This window comes from Microbacterium sp. A84, from assembly GCF_051842815.1.
Lineage (GTDB): Bacteria > Actinomycetota > Actinomycetes > Actinomycetales > Microbacteriaceae > Microbacterium.
The window spans coordinates 373315-389775 of record NZ_JBPXMS010000002.1; the positions used below are offsets into that span (position 1 = coordinate 373315).

Annotated in this window: 16 protein-coding genes; 7 read left to right on the forward strand and 9 right to left on the reverse strand. The window is 65.5% G+C overall.

The window, feature by feature from the left end; translation table 11 throughout:
• The first annotated feature begins 45 nt into the window (after positions 1 to 45).
• The gene (locus ACSU04_RS12105) at positions 46 to 1497 is read left to right on the forward strand and encodes a carboxylesterase/lipase family protein (protein ID WP_439289682.1); all 1452 of its coding nucleotides are present in this window, start codon (positions 46 to 48) and stop codon (positions 1495 to 1497) included.
• Positions 1498 to 1539: 42 nt separating this feature from the next.
• Here the strand turns inward: ACSU04_RS12105 and ACSU04_RS12110 are convergent, their stop codons facing one another.
• From ACSU04_RS12110 to ACSU04_RS12130, 5 genes are all read right to left on the reverse strand, one after another.
• Positions 1540 to 2058, reverse strand: a complete 519-nt coding sequence (locus ACSU04_RS12110; protein WP_439289683.1) for a gluconokinase — start codon at positions 2056 to 2058, stop codon at positions 1540 to 1542.
• Positions 2059 to 2064: 6 nt separating this feature from the next.
• Positions 2065 to 3303 (reverse strand): D-mannonate dehydratase ManD, encoded by a 1239-nt coding sequence (gene manD / locus ACSU04_RS12115; protein WP_439285262.1) that lies wholly within the window; start codon positions 3301 to 3303, stop codon positions 2065 to 2067.
• A 21-nt stretch (positions 3304 to 3324) separates the two neighbouring features.
• A complete protein-coding gene (locus ACSU04_RS12120) occupies positions 3325 to 4764 on the reverse strand; it encodes a mannitol dehydrogenase family protein (RefSeq protein ID WP_439289684.1) in 1440 nt (479 codons plus the stop codon).
• Positions 4761 to 6167 (reverse strand): glucuronate isomerase, encoded by a 1407-nt coding sequence (uxaC, locus tag ACSU04_RS12125; protein WP_439289685.1) that lies wholly within the window; start codon positions 6165 to 6167, stop codon positions 4761 to 4763. The genes ACSU04_RS12120 and uxaC overlap by 4 nt, the downstream gene beginning before the upstream one ends.
• Positions 6168 to 6243: 76 nt before the next feature.
• Positions 6244 to 6468, reverse strand: a complete 225-nt coding sequence (locus ACSU04_RS12130) for a hypothetical protein (protein ID WP_439285257.1) — start codon at positions 6466 to 6468, stop codon at positions 6244 to 6246.
• 120 nt (positions 6469 to 6588) lie between these two features.
• Here ACSU04_RS12130 and ACSU04_RS12135 point away from each other — a divergent pair, with 120 nt between their 5' ends.
• From ACSU04_RS12135 to ACSU04_RS12150, 4 genes are all read left to right on the forward strand, one after another.
• Complete coding sequence (locus tag ACSU04_RS12135; RefSeq protein ID WP_439289686.1) at positions 6589 to 7686, forward strand: LacI family DNA-binding transcriptional regulator; 1098 nt, start codon at positions 6589 to 6591, stop codon at positions 7684 to 7686.
• Positions 7687 to 7831: 145 nt separating this feature from the next.
• Complete coding sequence (locus ACSU04_RS12140; RefSeq protein WP_439289687.1) at positions 7832 to 8872, forward strand: TRAP transporter substrate-binding protein; 1041 nt, start codon at positions 7832 to 7834, stop codon at positions 8870 to 8872.
• Positions 8873 to 9013: 141 nt separating this feature from the next.
• Positions 9014 to 9604, forward strand: coding sequence for a TRAP transporter small permease (locus tag ACSU04_RS12145; RefSeq protein ID WP_439289688.1), 591 nt, complete (start codon positions 9014 to 9016; stop codon positions 9602 to 9604).
• Between the two features lies 1 nt (position 9605).
• Positions 9606 to 10928, forward strand: coding sequence for a TRAP transporter large permease (locus tag ACSU04_RS12150; RefSeq protein WP_439285251.1), 1323 nt, complete (start codon positions 9606 to 9608; stop codon positions 10926 to 10928).
• Between the two features lie 68 nt (positions 10929 to 10996).
• On the opposite strand, the gene ACSU04_RS12155 is transcribed toward ACSU04_RS12150, so the two are convergent.
• The 4 genes from ACSU04_RS12155 to ACSU04_RS12170 are packed head-to-tail and all read right to left on the reverse strand — an operon-like array spanning position 10997 to position 14639.
• Positions 10997 to 11890, reverse strand: coding sequence for a DNA-methyltransferase (locus ACSU04_RS12155; RefSeq protein ID WP_439285249.1), 894 nt, complete (start codon positions 11888 to 11890; stop codon positions 10997 to 10999).
• On the reverse strand, positions 11887 to 12936 hold the full coding sequence (locus tag ACSU04_RS12160) for a lipoate--protein ligase family protein (RefSeq protein WP_439289689.1): 1050 nt from the start codon (positions 12934 to 12936) through the stop codon (positions 11887 to 11889). Before ACSU04_RS12160 ends, ACSU04_RS12155 begins: the two co-directional genes overlap by 4 nt.
• A 50-nt stretch (positions 12937 to 12986) precedes the next feature.
• On the reverse strand, positions 12987 to 13844 hold the full coding sequence (locus tag ACSU04_RS12165) for an alpha/beta fold hydrolase (RefSeq protein ID WP_439289690.1): 858 nt from the start codon (positions 13842 to 13844) through the stop codon (positions 12987 to 12989).
• Positions 13845 to 13886: 42 nt separating this feature from the next.
• On the reverse strand, positions 13887 to 14639 hold the full coding sequence (locus ACSU04_RS12170; RefSeq protein ID WP_439289691.1) for a copper homeostasis protein CutC: 753 nt from the start codon (positions 14637 to 14639) through the stop codon (positions 13887 to 13889).
• A gap of 42 nt (positions 14640 to 14681) precedes the next feature.
• Between ACSU04_RS12170 and ACSU04_RS12175 the strand changes: the two genes are divergently transcribed.
• Both ACSU04_RS12175 and ACSU04_RS12180 read left to right on the forward strand, forming a co-directional pair.
• Positions 14682 to 15122 (forward strand): MarR family transcriptional regulator, encoded by a 441-nt coding sequence (locus ACSU04_RS12175; RefSeq protein ID WP_439285242.1) that lies wholly within the window; start codon positions 14682 to 14684, stop codon positions 15120 to 15122.
• Positions 15123 to 15127: 5 nt separating this feature from the next.
• Positions 15128 to 16453 carry an MFS transporter gene (locus ACSU04_RS12180; protein ID WP_439285391.1) on the forward strand — a complete coding sequence of 442 codons (1326 nt, stop codon included), beginning with the start codon at positions 15128 to 15130 and terminating at the stop codon, positions 16451 to 16453.
• Positions 16454 to 16461: the final 8 nt, after the last annotated feature.

Here is a 16461-nt window from a genome sequence, read left to right on the forward strand (position 1 = left end):
CGCGCCGCTACGCTGGCGATGCCACCCACATTCGAAGGAGACAGCGTGCCGCACGCCCCCGTCGTCATCACCAGCTCAGGGCCAGTCCGCGGGCTCGCGCGGGACGGATCCTCCGCTTTTCTCGGCATCCCGTTCGCAGCCCCGCCCGTGGGCGAGCTGCGCTTCGCGGCCCCTGTGCCCCCTGCCCCGTGGGCTGAGGTGCGCGACGCGACCGAATACGGCGCAACTGCACTGCGCACGACGGGCACCGACACACTCATCCCCGAACCCGCCGTTGCAGGCGACAGCATTCTCAACGTCAACGTGTTCACACCGTCGACCGAGGCATCGCTACCGGTGCTGGTCTGGATCCACGGCGGTGGCTATACCGAAGGATCCCCGGCGAGTCCGTGGTACGACGGGGGCCGATTCAATCGCGACGGCGTCGTCACCGTATCGATCTCTTACCGGCTGGGCTTTGACGGCTTCGGCTACATCGAGGGCGCCCCGCATAACCGCGGCGTACTCGACTGGATCGCCGCGCTCGAGTGGGTGCAGCAGAACATCGCGGCCTTCGGCGGAGACCCGGCCCAGGTGACGATCGGTGGACAGTCAGCCGGCGGCGGCGCCGTACTCACACTGCTCGGGATGCCATCGGCGCAGCACCTGTTCCACCGCGCGCTGTCGGCGTCGGGAGCACTGGCCGACGTCCCGATGGAGGAGGCCAAGGCGCGTTCGGCCCGGCTGGCGAAACTGGCCGGCGTCGACGCCACAGCCCGCGGCTTCCGCTCAGTCGACGAAGCGACTCTGCACAGCTTCCAGGGCAAGGCCGCCAGCGCCAAACGCGGGCTCGGGGTCATCGCGGACCTCATGGAGAACGGACTGCCATGGGGTCCGATGGTCGACGGTGAGCTGATCGCTCGGCCCACCGTGGATGCGCTGCGGGCCGGGATCGGCGCGGACAAGCCGCTATTGCTCGGCGCGGCTGATGACGAGTTCACGATGGTCGCAGAGCGCGAACGCTCGGTGCTGCGCCGAGTCCCGGCAGGGCTACTGCTGCGGCCCTTCATCCACGATCGCACCGTGCGTCGCGCCTATCTCGACGCGAACGCGCCACAGCGCGCAAAGGGCACGGCGGCGATGGCCGGGCGCTACGTCAGCGACCACATCTTCCGGGTGCTCGTGCCGCGAGTGGCGGAGGCCAGACAGAGCGCGGATGCCCCAACCTGGGCGTATCGGTTCTCCTGGGTCTCCCCCGCCAAGGGCTGGGCATGCCACTGTCTCGATGTGCCGTTCTGGTTCGACGGGCTCGACCGGGTGCGTGTCGATGCCCTCACCGGGCCGCACCCGCCGCAATCGTTGGCCGACGAGTTGCACGGCGCGGCCGTGGCGCTCATCGTCGATGGAGACCCGGGCTGGGCAACCTGGCGTACAGACCCCGGCACCACGCGGATCTTCGGCGGATCAGGTGAAGAGGTCACCAGCGACGCCTACGACAGCGTGCTCGCACTGGTCTGAAAATGCGCTGGTCCGAAAACGGGCTGGTCTGAAACGGGCCGCTCAGCGAACGGACGACTTAGCCAGCCGACCGACAATCTCCTCGACGAGCTCGTGCGGCTCCCGATCGACGATGACGACGAAACCGGCCTCGTCCTCGTCGAGCACCTCCAGCGTTGCGAGCTGCGAGTCGAACAGCGCAGCAGGCATGAAGTGATCAGTCCTGGCTTGGGCTCGCTCCAGCAACAGCTCGCGTGAACCGTGCAGGTGCACGAACAGCACGTCGGGTGCGACCGAGCGGATCCGGTCACGGTACACGCGCCGAAGTGCACTGCAGGCCATGACGAGACCGGTGTCGGCACTGCTGCGGAAGCGGTCACCGACCGTTTCCAGCCACGGCCAACGGTCCTCATCTGTCAGCGGTGTGCCAGAGACCATCTTGGCGCGATTGGCATCCGAATGCAGCGCGTCAGCGTCAGTGAACGGCACGCCCAACTTCTCGGCGAGGGCGATGCCGACGGTGGATTTACCCGCCGCCGACACTCCCATCACGCAGATCAACGGCGCGTTCTCATCGGTCATTCCCGCTCACCAGTCATGTACTGTTCCATCGGCGAGGCGGTTGTAGGGCAGGTAGGCCTGCTCGTACGGGTACTTGCCTGCTTCGTCGACGTCCAGAGTGACGCCGAGCCCGGGCTGATCGCCGGGGTGGAGCATGCCGTTCTCCCAGGTGTACGACTGCTGGAATACCGAATCCGTCTCTGCGGAGTGCTGCATGTACTCCTGGATTCCGAAGTTGTGGATGCTCAGTCCGAGATGCATCGCCGCAGCCATCCCCACCGGCGAGATGTCTGTCGGTCCGTGCATGCCGGACTTGATCTGGTACTGCGCCGCGTAGTCCAGCGTCTTCTTCAACGGGCTGATGCCGCCCATGTGCGTCACCGCTCCGCGGACATAGTCGATCAGCTGTTCACTGATCAGGTCTTTGAAGTCCCAGACGGTGTTGAAGATCTCACCGATCGCCAACGGCGTAGTGGTGTGCTGACGCACCAGGCGCAGCGCTTCCTGGTTCTCGGCCGGCGTGCAGTCCTCGAGCCAGAACAGGTCGTAGGGCTCGAGCGACTTGCCGAGCTGTGCGGCCTGGATCGGCGTCATCCGGTGATGTCCGTCGTGCAGCAGCGGCAGTTCGGGACCGAACTCGTTGCGTACCGCCTCGAACACACCGGGCAGCGTGCGCAGGTACGCGCGCGTGTCCCAGTCTTCCTCCGTGGGCTTCGCCCCACGACGGGCTGGCTCGTGGTCGTAACGGATGCTGCCATCCGCGGTGTCCGCGGCCTGCGAGGCGATCCCGTAGATTGCCTTCAGCCCTGGCACGCCAGTCTGCACGCGGATCGAGCGGTATCCCTGCTCCTGATGCGCGCGGATCGAGTCGAACAGCTCCGGCAGCTCCTTGCCGGAGGCGTGGCCGTATGCCATCAGCCCGGTGCGGCTTGCGCCACCCAGCAGCTGGTACACCGGCATCCCGGCCGCCTTGCCCTTGATGTCCCACAGCGCCATGTCGACCGCGGCGATTGCCGCCATCGTCACCGGACCGCGACGCCAATACGCCGAGCGATACAGGAACTGCCAGGTGTCCTCGATGCGGTGTGCATCCCGGCCCAGCAGCAACGGAACGACGTGATCCTTCAGATAGCTCACGACCGCGAGCTCGCGACCGTTGAGGGTCGCATCGCCGATGCCGACATGGCCCTCATCCGTCGTCAATCGCAGTGTGACGAAGTTCCGGCCGGGGCTGGTGACAATGACTTCAGCCTTATCGATGATCATGGGGTCCTCCAGTGGTGTTCATCAGTTCTGTACGAAGTCGGCAGCGGCACGGACGACCGCTGCCACGATCTCAGGGTCGGTGAGTCGCTGATCGATCACTGCCAGCAGCGCCGGCACTGCGGCGGACGTATCCAGTGTGGCGGCATCGGACACTGCTGCGCCATTGCTGTCTGCCGGAAGCCGGCCGCCCAGTGCACGTGCCACCCAGGCCGCGAGCACACGGATGCACGCTGCGCCGTCACGACCGGCTGCACGTTCGGCGAACAGCACCTCAAGGATGCGGGCGCGCAGCTTGATCGTGCCGTCCTGACCGATCTGGGCGAGCAGGTGCTGGATGCGGGCATTATCGAACCGCTCCAGGAGAGCTGTGCGGTAGTCGTCGATGTCGAGGTGCGGTTCGGTGAGGTGGCGTGCTGCTTCATCCCACAACTCACCCACCCATGCGCGGATCTGTGGATCGCCGATCGCCTGCGCCACCGTCTCGTGGCCGCGAGCGGCCCCTGCGTAGGCGAGGAACGAGTGCGAACCGTTGAGCAGCCACAGCTTCCGACGCTCGAACGGATCGATGTCGTCAACGAAGCGCGCCCCGGCCTTCTCCCACTCCGGCCGACCGGCAGGGAACTCCCCGCTGATCACCCAGTCGCGGAAAGGCTCGGTGACCACCGGAGTGCGGTCGTCCCAACCGGTCTGCTCGCGCACGAGCGCAATTTCGGCGGACGTCGTCTTGGGCGTGATGCGATCGATTGAGGTCGAGGGGAAGCTCACCTGTGCCTTGAGGTATGCGAGGGTGTCGGATGCACCGGCAAGCTCTCCGAGCGAGGTCAGCGCCGCCCGGGTCAGCTCGCCGTTGCCAGGAAGGTTGTCGCATGACACGACAGCGATCGCGCCCGCAGCCGCGCGGCGCCTGGCCTCGAGACCGACGAGCAGTCGGGCAAGTGCCGTCTGCGGCGCAGTGGACAGATCGAGCACGTCCGCAGCCAGATTCGCACGAAGCCATTTGACATCGGCCGCGACCGCGGCGTTGTTCAGATCGGGGCGGTGCTCGGCATCCACCGCATAGCCCGCCTCAGTGATCGTGAGGGTGACCAGTGCGGTCGCTGGCTCGGCGAGCGTTGCGGCCAGGATGTCGATGCGGGCTCCATCGACCGCATCGACGATGGAGTCGATGAGCGTGATGCTGTCTCCGGCACCGGATCGCTCGATCAACGAGTAGAGGCCGTCCTGGGCTGCGAGCTCTTCGGCGGCAGTTGCGCTGCGCCCGGTGAAGGCGCGGATTCCCCACTCGTTCGCCTCGTCGGCAACGTCGGTGTACCAGGCCTGGTGCGCGCGGTGGAAGGCGCCGAGGCCGAGGTGCACGATGCGCACGGGCGCTCGGTCGAACGCACGGCCGGCACGAGCGGCGGCGGATGCGCGATCCAGCCCGGCGATGGCAATCTCAGTTACAGCGTGAGTATCGGTCACAGCTTGAACGCCTTTCGCGGCACGGTCGTCACGAGGTCGACCGCGATGCGCTCGGCCTGCGCACGGGACAGACGCCCCTCACCGACGAGCCGTGCGAGGAAGGCGGCGTCCAACCGCCGCGCCATGTCGTGACGGGCCGGGATCGACAGGAATGCGCGGGTGTCGTCGATGAAGCCGGAGCCGCGGTAGAACCCTGCCGTCTCTGTCACGGCTGAGCGGAAGCGGAGCACGGCATCCGGAGCATCCAGGAACCACCAGGGAACGCCGATGAAAACGCTGGGATAGAAACCCGCGAGCGGGGCGATCTCGCGCGAGTAGACGGTCTCGTCCACGGTGAACAGCACGAGGGTGAGGTTCGCGTCGAGTCCGTGCTTCTCCAGCAGCGGGCGAAGGTTCTGGGTGTATGTCGTCGTCACGGGGATGTCGTGTCCGGTGTCCGCTCCGAACCCCTCGAACGTGGCCGAGGAATGGTTGCGGTACACACCGGGGTGAATGGTCATGACGAGCCCGTCGCGCGCACTCATGCCCGCCATCCGCAACAGCATGTTGCCGCGGAACTCGCGGGCGCCCGCGGCATCCAACTCGCCAGCGACCGCGCGCCGGTAGAGCGCGGCCGCGTCGTCATCGCTCAGATCAACCGTGTACGGGTCGACGACGCCGTGGTCGGCGGAGACTGCACCGTGGGCGATGAAATGGGCGCGGCGCGCTTCGAGGGCGGCGAGATAGCCCGAGAAATCATCCGGTGCGCTCTGATTCGATGCCGTCAAACGCTCGATCCGCTCGCGGAACCCCGGAGCCGTCGGGTCAAGATACGCATCAGGTCGAAAAGTCGGCAGCACGCGCCCGGTGAAGGACTCGTCTGCGGCGAGCGCCGCGTGCACGGCGAGGTCATCCATCGGGTCGTCTGTGGTGGCCAGCACCTCGATGCCGAACCTCTCGAACAGCGCGCGAGGCCGGTATGCGGGCTCGGTCAGCCGCTCCGCGATCGTGTCGTAAATCGCATCGGCAGTCTCGGCGGACGGCTCGAGGTCAATGCCGAAGAGGGTGACGAGCTCGTGCGTGAGCCAGTAGCCGGATGCCGTGCCTGCCAGCAGATGCCAGTTCTCGGCGAACAGTCGCCACACCTGGCGCGGATCGGCACCTGTCGTGCTGCCTGCGCCGAGGGACGCGAGGTCGACGCCCGAGGCATGCAGCAGTCGCGTGACGTAGTGATCCTTGGTGATGAACAGCTCAGCCGGGTCAGAGAAAGGCAGATCCTCAAGCAGCATGGCTGGGTCGACGTGCCCATGTGGGGAGATGATCGGCAGGTCGGCGACCAGGGCATAGAGGTCGCGTGCCACCGCCCTGGTGGCGGGGTCCACGGGCAGAAGGCGGTCGTCGTCAAGTTCGAGCGGCACTGGCATCCCTCCATGATTCAGACGGTCTGCATGGACGTCAACCGGTTGCCATATGTGGCCGTGGAGTCGCATAGTCATGATGTCACTCCGTATCAATGTGCACGGCGACGCGCTCGAATCCGGCTCCGCGCACTGCACGCAGCACTTCGGAGCGCAGCGGATCACCGGCGAGCACGGGAATCTCGTTCAACGGAACGTCAAGGCAGGCGAGTTCTCCGTGTGCACGGACCCGCACGTAACCGAGGCCCAGCCTGCCCAGTTCCGCCTCTGCCATCTCGGCCTCAGCAAGCATGTCGTCGTTGTTCACGCGGGTCCTCATCGTCGTGCGCTCAGCGCGGTCGTCGTTCTTGACAGTTCCATTCAGCCCGCGCGGCAACAAAGCAGCAATCGGTTGCCATCAGTTGCACGGCTGACCTAGGCTCACGGCATGACTGAGGAGCCCTCTGCCAGCGCCGGGCGCACGGCGCGTCCGACGATCTACGACGTCGCCAAAGCGGCAGGAGTCGCGCCTTCAACAGTATCCAGGGCATTCTCTCGCCCCGGCCGCGTCAACGCCGAGACCGCGGAGCGGATCAGACAGATCGCGGCCGATATGGGCTATCGCACCAACCCCCTCGCCAGGGCACTGCCGACCGGCAAGACGTCGCTGCTCGCGATCATCGTCGCCGACGTCACCAACCCCTTCTTCTTCGAGTTGCTGCGCGGCGCAGAGGACACGGCGACCAAAGCTGGCTACACCTTGCTGGTCGCCGACGTGCAGGAATCGGTCGAAGCCGAGCGGCGAGCGCTCGACCGGGTGCTGCCCATGGTCGAGGGCGTCGTGCTCGCCACTTCTCGCATGTCCGACTCCTCCATCCGTGTCGCCGCCAAGCAGCGTCCGACAGTCGTGCTCAACCGCTCGATGAGCGATATTGCCAGCGTTGCGACTGACAATGCACGCGGCATGCGCCGAGCCGTCGAGCATCTCGGCGCGCTCGGACACACCGGCATCACGTATGTTGCCGGCCCCGATGCGTCGTGGGCGAACGGTATCCGATGGCAGGCACTACGTGAGGCGTGCCACGAACTCGGCCTTCGCGCGCGACGTATCGGGCCTTTCTCCCCCACCCAGGCCGGCGGGCTCTCCGCGGCCGGGGAGCTGACCGCATCACCGAGCACTGCTGTCATCGCGTACAACGATCTGCTGGCGATTGGCATGATGCGCGGACTGCAGAGTCTCGGCATCCGCATTCCCGAGGATGTCTCGGTCGTCGGCTTCGACAACATCTTCGGCGCGGACTTCTGCACGCCGCAGCTGACAACTGTTGCCGCGCCGCTGCGCCAGTTGGGCGCGGTGGCAGTGCAGATCCTGCTCGATGACCTGCGCGGCACACCGCGAATTCCACGCACGTCGCCAGGAGGTCCGTTGAAGACGGCTTTGCTCCCCGCTCGCCTGGTGACCAGGGCATCCACTGGGCCCGCGAACCCGACGAATGACTGGCCAAACGGCGGCCGCCCGGCGTTCACGGACGACGGCGACCGCTGAGCCGAGGACCGGCATTCCCGATCACGCTCGCACGGCAACCCATGGCAACTGGTTGCCAAGATCTCGATGCAGATGGATGAATGTATGAGACCGGTCGTTGCAGACCGCTGTCCCCCACACTCACAGCATTTCAAAGGAGAATCTCATGCGGAGCAAAACCCGGATCGCCTTCCTGGCGGCCACTGCGATCACCGCCCTCGCTCTTGCCGGATGCTCCGGCACCGGAGGCGACAATGCTGGTGACAGCGCTGGCGACGGCGCCGCGACCAGCCCCACCGTCATGAAGTTGGCGCTCAACCAGCCAGAGACGCACCCCTCGTACATCGCGCTCGAGGCCTTCGGTGAGCAGCTCAAGGAAGCCACCGACGGCCGCTGGGACATCGAAGTGCACGCCAACAGCACCCTCGGCAACCAGGATGAGTACCTGCAGTCGGTCAGCCAGGGCGTCATCGACCTCGCGATCGTCTCGGCTCCGCAGCTGGAGAACCTGAACAAAGAATTCGTCCTCTTCAGCCTTCCGAAGGTCTTCGACAACATCGACCACCAGATGTCGGTACTCGACGATCAGGAACTCGTCGGTGACGTGTACTCATCGCTCGAGGAAAGTAACAACATCTCCGTCGTCGGTGGGCTCACACAGGGCGAGCGCAGCATCTACACCAAGGACGGCATCGTCGAAACGCCTGCTGACCTGGCGGGCAAGAAGATCCGCGTGCAGGAGAGCCCCGTCTTCCTCGCGATGATCGAAGCGCTCGGCGCCTCCCCCACGCCGCTGCCGTTCGGTGATGTGTACAGCGGCCTGCAGTCCGGTGTCGTCGACGGCGCAGAGAACAACGAGATCTCGTACTTCAGCAACAAGCACCACGAGGTGGCACCGTACTTCTCGTTGACGCGTCACCTGGTCGGTGCGGACTTCCTGATCATCAACAGCGACACGCTCGCCGAGATGTCAGACGAGGACCGCGCGGCCTTCGACGAAGGCTGGACCGCCGCATGGGAGCACCACACCGAGCTGTGGAAGACCGACACCAAGACGGCCGTCGCCGATGCTGAGGCCGGCGGCGCCGAGTTCGCCGAGGTCGACACCGAGGCCTTCGCAGAGGCCCTCGAGCCCCTGATCGACGAGTTCCTCACCGAGGACTCGCAGATCGCTCTTTACGAAGCCATCCGCAGCGCTGCAGAGTAAGACCTGACGCACCCGGCGAGGGCGCAGGGCGGTCACCTCGACCGCTTGGCGTCCTCGCCGGTCTGCTCAGGCTCCATCCCGCAACGACGACGTGCGAAATCGGCGACAGCATCCCGCTGTCAGGCCGGAACGGAGGACACCGTGACCACGAACCCACCCGATGACGCTGGCGAGGCGAACCCTCCGGCCGGCGCCACCCGCTGGCATGGCCTGATGGCTGTGCTTGGCACTGCCCGCAAAGGCGTCGACCGACTGCTCGGATGGCTGTGCATCATTGTCTTCGTGGCACTGGTCGTCATCGTCGCCTGGCAGGTCTTCACCCGCGAGGTACTAGGCGACACCGCAGCGTGGACGCAGGAGGCCGCGCAGTACAGCTTCGTCATCCTTGCGATGATCGCTGCGGCCTATGTCTTCTCCGAGCGAGGACACATCGCGGTCGAGATTCTCATCGAGAAACTCCCGCTGCGATCACGTCGCGCCGCCGCTGTCGTGATCGAGCTCATCGTGGTCTTCTTCATCGTCGCCGTGTTCATCATCGGCGGCCTCGCCGTGGCACAGAATGCCTGGCACCAGAGCCTGTCATCACTCCCGCTCACGATCGGGCAGATCTACCTGATCATGCCGATCTCCGGCGTGCTCATTCTCTTCTACTCCATCGTGCAGATCATCGGTCTTCTGGCCGGTGTCGAGGAGCCCACTCCCGACACCAACGACATCAGCGAGGCGATCTGACATGGACACCATCACACTTGTCGCGTCGATCGTCCTGGTCGCAGGCATCGCCATCGGCATCGCCATCGGCCTGCCCGTCGCGGTCGCCATGGGCCTGCCCTCGGCAATCGCGATCTTCATCCTCCTTGGCGACTGGGAAGGTGCGACATTCACCGCTTCCCAGAAGATCTTCCAGGGCAGTAACTCCTTCAGTCTGCTGGCGATACCGTTCTTCATACTCGCTGGCGGACTCATGAACACCGGTGGCATCGCCGCCCGCCTCATCGATCTGGCCCAGGTCGTGGCCGGTCGCCTGCCCGCATCGCTCGCGCAGACCACCATCGTTGCGAACACCATGTTCGGTGCGGTCTCCGGCGCTTCGGTTGCCTCTGCTGCTGCGATCGGTACCGTCATGACGCCGCGGATGCGTCAGGAGAAGTACGATCCGGCATTCTCCGCCGCCGTCAATGCTGCGTCATCACCGGCAGGGATGCTGATCCCGCCGAGCAATACCTTCATCGTGTACTCGCTCGTCTCGAGCACCTCGATTGGCGCGCTGTTCATGGCCGGTGTCGGACCGGGTCTCATCTGGGCACTGGTCTGCATCGTGGTCGTGGCCCTCTACGCCCACAAGCACCCCGAGCTGCGCCAAGCCAAGGGCTCGGTGCGCCCCAGCGTCGGACAGGTCACGATCGTCTTCTTGAAGGCGCTGCCCGCGCTGCTGATGATCTTCGTCGTGATCGGCGGCATCCTCAGCGGCTTCTTCACCGCGACCGAATCCGCGGTGATCGCCGTGCTGTACTGCTTCTTCCTCGGCCTGATTCAGCGGACATTGCCGATCAGGGAACTGCCGAAGATCATCCTCGAGGCATCCAAGGTCACCGGCATCATCATGCTGCTGATCGGCGTCTCCGGCATCCTCGGCTACGTGCTCGCGTTCGCGCGCATCCCACAGCTGGTGACCGAGGGACTACTCGGGTTCACCGACAACGTCGCGGTCGTGCTGATCATCATCATGATCGTGCTCCTGCTTGCAGGAACGGTGATGGACCCGACACCGGCGATCCTGATCTTCACGCCGATCTTCCTCCCGGTGGTGATGGAACTCGGCGTCAGCCCGATTCACTTCGGCGCGATGATGGTCTTCAACATGTGCCTCGGTAACATCTCGCCTCCGATCGGCAACAACCTGTTCGTCGCCGCCCGCGTCGGGAACGTGCGCCTGGAGAAGGTCATCGCACGACTGTGGCCGTTCTTCTGGGCGCTCGTGGTCGGCCTGTTCATCGTCGCCTTCGTTCCGGCGATCTCGATGTGGCTGCCGGAGACGCTCGGCCTGATCCGCTGATCTGACCCGCAGCTTTGAGGCTCTCTGTGGATGCGTCGCATCCGCCGAGAGCCTCAGTCGTTGACGTGTCAGAGCGTCGTGACCTCGGCGTGCGGCATCCGCTTCTGCATCACGCGCACCGCCTCGGGGTTGTCGTCGACGAGCACGGCGTTGCGACCGAGTGCAGATGCCACCGCCCCGGTCGTGCCGCTGCCGGCGAAGAGGTCGAGCACACGGTCGCCCGGGCGGCTGGAAGCCTGCACGATCCGACGGAGGATCCCCTCGGGCTTCTGCGTCGGGTAGCCGGTCTTCTCCCGGCCGGTGGTCGGAACGATCGTGTGCCACCAGACGTCGGTGGGCAGCTTGCCCCTCGCTGCCTTCTCCGCGGTGACGAGGCCGGGCGCCATGTAGGGCTCACGGTCGATGTCGTCGGCGTTGAATACGTGCGCGCCGGGCGTCTTCACGTAAACGAGGATCGTGTCGTGCTTGGTCGGCCAGCGGCGCCGTGACTTCGCGCCGTAGTCGTATGCCCAGATCAACTCGTTGAGGAAGGCGTCGCGCCCGAATACGGCGTCAAGCATGACCTTCGCGTAGTGCGCTTCGCGATAGTCCAGGTGCAGATAGAGCGTGCCGTCATCGGCGAGCAGGCGCCAGGCCTCCTCGAGTCGCGGCATGAGGAAGTCGCCGTAGTCGTCGAAACTGTCGTCGTAGGTGCGCAGCATTCCGCGCACGCGCTCGTACTCGTGGCCGTGGAAGCCGTGCCGGATCTCCTTCGGCTCCGCTTCCGGTTCTTGCGACGTTGTGAACGTACGACGCGCGGTAACTACCTGCCGGGTCTGCGTGCGGCCGGTGTTGAAGGGCGGGTCGAGGTAGACGAGCGTGAAGGATGCCGATGGCAAAGATCGCGCCGCGGTGAGGTTGTCACCCTGAAGGATCGATACGGAGCCTGGGACCGCGTCGGGTTCAGGAAGAGCGGAGCTCACGGGACGCGCTGCAGCCACGCGTCGGTCGCGAACTTCGACTCCACGAGTGACTCCGCGTCGGCATACTCCTCGGCGGTGATGCCGCCGTCTTCCGCATTCGTCAACGAGCGGAATGTTTCCTTGAAGCTGTCGATGATCTCGGCACGGCTGAGCCCGGTCTGGGTGCGCAACGGGTCAACACGCTTGGCGGCCGAGGTCGTGCCCTTGTCGCTGAGCTTCTCGCGACCGATGCGCAGTACCTCGGTCATGACCTGCCCGTCGATGTCGTACGAGATCGTGGCATGGTGCAGCACACCACCATTGGCCAGACGCTTCTGCGCAGCACCGCCGATCTTCCCGGTCGGGCTCGCGATGTCGTTGAGCGGCTGATAGGTCGCATCAATACCGACGGCGCGCAGCGCCTGCAGCACCCAGTCATCGAGAAACGCATAGGAATCGGCGAACGTCATACCCTGCACGAGGGATGCCGGAACATACAGCGAGTACGTGATGATCTGCCCCGCGGCCATCAGCATCGCGCCTCCGCCGGAGATACGACGCACGACGTCGAAGCCGTGTTTGGCAGCGCCCTCGGGGTCGACCTCATTGCGGTACGACTGGAAGGAGCCGATCACGACCGCGGACTCATCCCACTCCCAGATTCTGAGCGTCGGACGGCGACGCCCCTCGCCGACGCGGGAAGTGAGAACCTCGTCGAGTGCGAGGTTCATCCGCGGTGAGACGGCCTTCTCATGGACGATCTCCCAATCGAAGTCGCGCCAGCCCGGAGCAGTAACGAGTGCGCGACGCACGGCGGTGCCAACCGATTCCGGGTTGAATCCGAGCAGCTGCGCGCCGGCGGGCAGCGCCGCTCGGACCGCTGCGGCAATGGCCGTGGCATCCGATTCCGCTGGCAGCCCGTTGACGGCCGCATTGATGTCTTCGAGCGCGCTGTCTGGCTCAAGAAAGAAATCGCCCGCGAGGCGGAAGTCGCTCAGCCTGCCGTCTTCGATTTCGACGTCGACGACCACGAGCTTTCCACCGGGAACCTTGTATTCACCATGCACGACTCCAGCTTAAGCCGCGCGAGGTTCGATGGGCTCGGGAACCCCGGTCGTCAGGCCCGGACCGGCACGTGCTTATCGAGCCAGGCAAGCAGGTCGGCGCGAACCTCGTCCTGCTGCAGTTCGTTGAAGATCTCGTGACGCGCATCCGGGTAGACGAGTGTGGTGACATCCGTCAGACCCGAGCGGGTGCGATACTCCTCGGCGAGTTTGTGCACGCTGTGCGGCCCGCCCACCGGGTCATCTCGACCGACCATCAACAGCATCGGAATGTCGCGAGCGAGATTCTTCGCCGGCCGCCCGTAGAGCTTCAGTGCTTCGATCGGACCGAACAGCCTCAGCAGCGGCACGTTCGTGGTGAGCGGGTCGTCGTCGAAGGCCTTACCGACGGCGGCATCGCGGCTGAGCCATTCGTATCCAGTGGCATCCGTCCCCTCCCATCGGGCGTTCAACGGTGCCGCATTGAGGTCGCGAGGGGTGCGCAGCGCGGAGCCGGAGAGGACGACGGCGTCCCAGGCCTCTGGATGGTCGTTGACCAGCATCTGCGCGAGGAATGAGCCCCAGGAGTGGCCCAGCAGCACGAGCGGCAAATCAGGATGCTCGGCGCGGATGATTCCGGTCAGCTGCCAGATCGCGTCCTTGGCCGCGTTCATCCCGCCCTTGCCAAGTTTGCCGAGCTTCGCGGGGCCCCCATGCTGACGGATGCCGGTGCGCCCATGACCGCGGTGGTCATCTGCATACACGGTGAAACCTGCAGCGGTGAGCGCGGCGATCAGCGCGCCGTAGCGTCCGGCGTGCTCTCCGACACCATGCAGTAACTGCACCACGCCTCGCGGTGCGCCCTGTGCAGGGTGGACGTCGTAGACGATCACGACTCCGTGCGCGTCGGTGAACTCCGAAGTCTGGGGCATGGGTCGAGTCTACGGATGCCAGGGAAAACGGCTAGACCTGTGTCAGAGTCCGAGCGCCTCTCGTACCGCGAACGCGGCATCGCGGTCGGTGACCTCGTACCCTCCGACGCCATCGGCAGCCGATCCCATCCGCACGCCACCACCGCCAGCACCGTCGACGACAACGTTGCGTTTGGCGGAAAAGTGCAGCGCATCGACGCCCGTGGCCGCCAAAGCAGCAGCGCTCGAGGCGTTCACTCCGCTGCCCGCCATGATCTCGATCCGGCCGCCAGCGGCCACCACCATCGCACGCAACGTCTCAATGCCCTCGATCGCGCAGGAGGCACCGCCAGAGGTGAGCACCCGGCGCAGCCCGAGTGCGATCGCGCTGTCTAGCGTTGCCACCGGGTCAGCGGTGACGTCGATCGCGCGGTGCAGGGTGACCGCGGCCTCACCCGCGGCATCGCGCAGCCGAGCCACCGCGTCGAAGTCGAGCGCGCCAGCGGCATCCAGCGCACCGATGACGACCCCGGAAGCGCCAGCGGTCACAGCCAATTCCACGTCTCGCACCGCGAGCGCGATCTCGTCGGCGTCGTAGTGGAATCCGCCCGCGCGAGGGCGGATGAGAACGTGGATTTCGGGGCCGGCCTCCCCCGCGGCTTCCAGCGCCAGCTCGAGAGTGGCGGGTGATGGCGTGAGCCCGCCAAGAGCGAGAGCTTGGGCGAGTTCGACGCGCGCAGCGCCGACCTCCCGGGCGATGCGAACCCCTGCGGGGTCTTGGACGGCGAGTTCGAGCGCGATGTTCACGGCATCCATTCTGCCCCTATTCTCAGAAAACTTAGTTAGACTACCTAAGTAATGACTGAACCTGATGATCCCGTACTCGCCACTGCCACTGATCTGCGCCTCGCCACCTTTCGTCTCGCTCGCCGACTGCGCCGCGAGAGGGCGGTAGACACCCTCAGTGACGCGCAGTTCGCCGTGCTCGCCTGCCTGAGGATGAACGGCCGCCTTCCGGTGGGCGAGCTGGCCCACCGAGAGCGCGTGAGCGCACCGACGATGTCGAACACGGTGGATGCACTGGCGGAAAGCGGGCTCGTCGTTCGGGTTCCCGATGAGGCGGACCGCCGTCGGGTGTACATCGAGATCACGGATGCCGGCATCGAGATCGTCACCGCGACTGTGCGCAAGCGCGACACCGCTCTTGCCGCGGCACTGGCCGAGTTCGACTTCACCGGTGAGGAGCTGGCGACGCTGAGAGCAGCCTCGGCCCTGATGCGGAAGGTGGCCGAACGATGAGCGCGATGTTCCGGTCATTCTCGAACTTCAACTATCGGATCTGGTTCCTCGGCGCCCTCGTCTCGAACGTCGGCGGCTGGATGCAGGCCACCGCGCAGGACTGGGTGGTCCTCACCGAACTGACGGACAATGATGCCACTGCGATGGGCCTCACGATGGCTCTGCAGTTCGGACCGCCTCTCGTCTTAGTGAGCATGACCGGATGGGTCGCGGATCGGTTCGACCGCCGCAAGATCCTGCTGCTTACCCAGTCGATGTTGCTGCTGCTCGCGCTCGGCGTGGCCGCGCTGCTGCTGACCGATGTCATGACGCTTCCACTGATGTTCTGTTTCGCTCTGGCCTTCGGCGTCACGAACGCCTTCGACGCACCGGCGCGCCAGGCCTTCGTCTCAGACATGGTCACGCTCGAAGACGCGTCGAACGCGGTCGCACTCAACTCCGCATCGTTCAACATGGCACGGCTCATCGGGCCCGCTGTCGGTGGCCTGCTGATCGTTGCCGTGGGCACCGGATGGGTGTTCGTGCTCAACGCCGTGACCTTCCTCGCCATGCTCGTCGCGCTCGTGCTCATCCGTTCGCGCGAGCTCCTCCCCCGAACCAAGAGCAAGGGGCGAAACGGTCTCGCCGAAGGCTTCCGCTACGTATGGGGCCGGAGCGATCTCAAGATCACGTTCGTGATGGTCTTCCTCATCGGCGCCTTCGGGATGAACTTCCCGATCTTCGCATCGACCATGGCGCTGGAGTTCGGCCGCGACGCCGACGGCTACGGAATATTGAGCTCGGTACTGGCGATCGGCTCGCTGGCCGGCGCGCTGCTCGCCGCACGACGTGACCGCGCACGAGTGAGAGTTCTGATCATCGCCGCCGGCGGGTTCGGTGTGGCATCCGTGATCTCGGCGTGGATGCCGACGTACTGGACGTACGCAACCGTGCTCATTTTCGTCGGACTCGCCACGGTGTCCATGCTGACCACGGCGAACGGCTACGTGCAGACCACCACTGATCCGGCACTGCGCGGACGCGTGCTGGCGCTGTACATGGCCGTCGTCATGGGCTCGACACCGATCGGTGCCCCGATCGCTGGGTGGATCACCGATGTCGCCGGACCGCGCGCCGCCATCCTCGTCGGCGGCATCGCGGGGATCGTGGCCATGGCGATCGGCCTCGCCTGGATCCTGGTATCCGGCAGGCTGCACCGTCAGGAAAATTCACGATTCCGGCTGACGCTCGACGAGACGCGCCCAATTTCGGTCCTGCGCGTCGATCCGGTGGAGTTCAGCGACGAGGTCGCAGCCGCCACCACACCGATCCGCACGGCGCCGCGGCGCTAACGTCCAGC

Coding starts and splice junctions, on each gene's coding strand:
- ACSU04_RS12175 (WP_439285242.1), top strand. CDS start 14,682: ATGACTGAACCTGATGATCCCGTACTCGCCACTGCCACTGATCTGCGC.
- uxaC (WP_439289685.1), bottom strand. CDS start 6,167: ATGCCAGTGCCGCTCGAACTTGACGACGACCGCCTTCTGCCCGTGGAC.
- ACSU04_RS12150 (WP_439285251.1), top strand. CDS start 9,606: ATGGACACCATCACACTTGTCGCGTCGATCGTCCTGGTCGCAGGCATC.
- ACSU04_RS12170 (WP_439289691.1), bottom strand. CDS start 14,639: ATGGATGCCGTGAACATCGCGCTCGAACTCGCCGTCCAAGACCCCGCA.
- ACSU04_RS12110 (WP_439289683.1), bottom strand. CDS start 2,058: ATGACCGATGAGAACGCGCCGTTGATCTGCGTGATGGGAGTGTCGGCG.
- manD (WP_439285262.1), bottom strand. CDS start 3,303: ATGATCATCGATAAGGCTGAAGTCATTGTCACCAGCCCCGGCCGGAAC.
- ACSU04_RS12140 (WP_439289687.1), top strand. CDS start 7,832: ATGCGGAGCAAAACCCGGATCGCCTTCCTGGCGGCCACTGCGATCACC.
- ACSU04_RS12165 (WP_439289690.1), bottom strand. CDS start 13,844: ATGCCCCAGACTTCGGAGTTCACCGACGCGCACGGAGTCGTGATCGTC.
- ACSU04_RS12135 (WP_439289686.1), top strand. CDS start 6,589: ATGACTGAGGAGCCCTCTGCCAGCGCCGGGCGCACGGCGCGTCCGACG.
- ACSU04_RS12180 (WP_439285391.1), top strand. CDS start 15,128: ATGTTCCGGTCATTCTCGAACTTCAACTATCGGATCTGGTTCCTCGGC.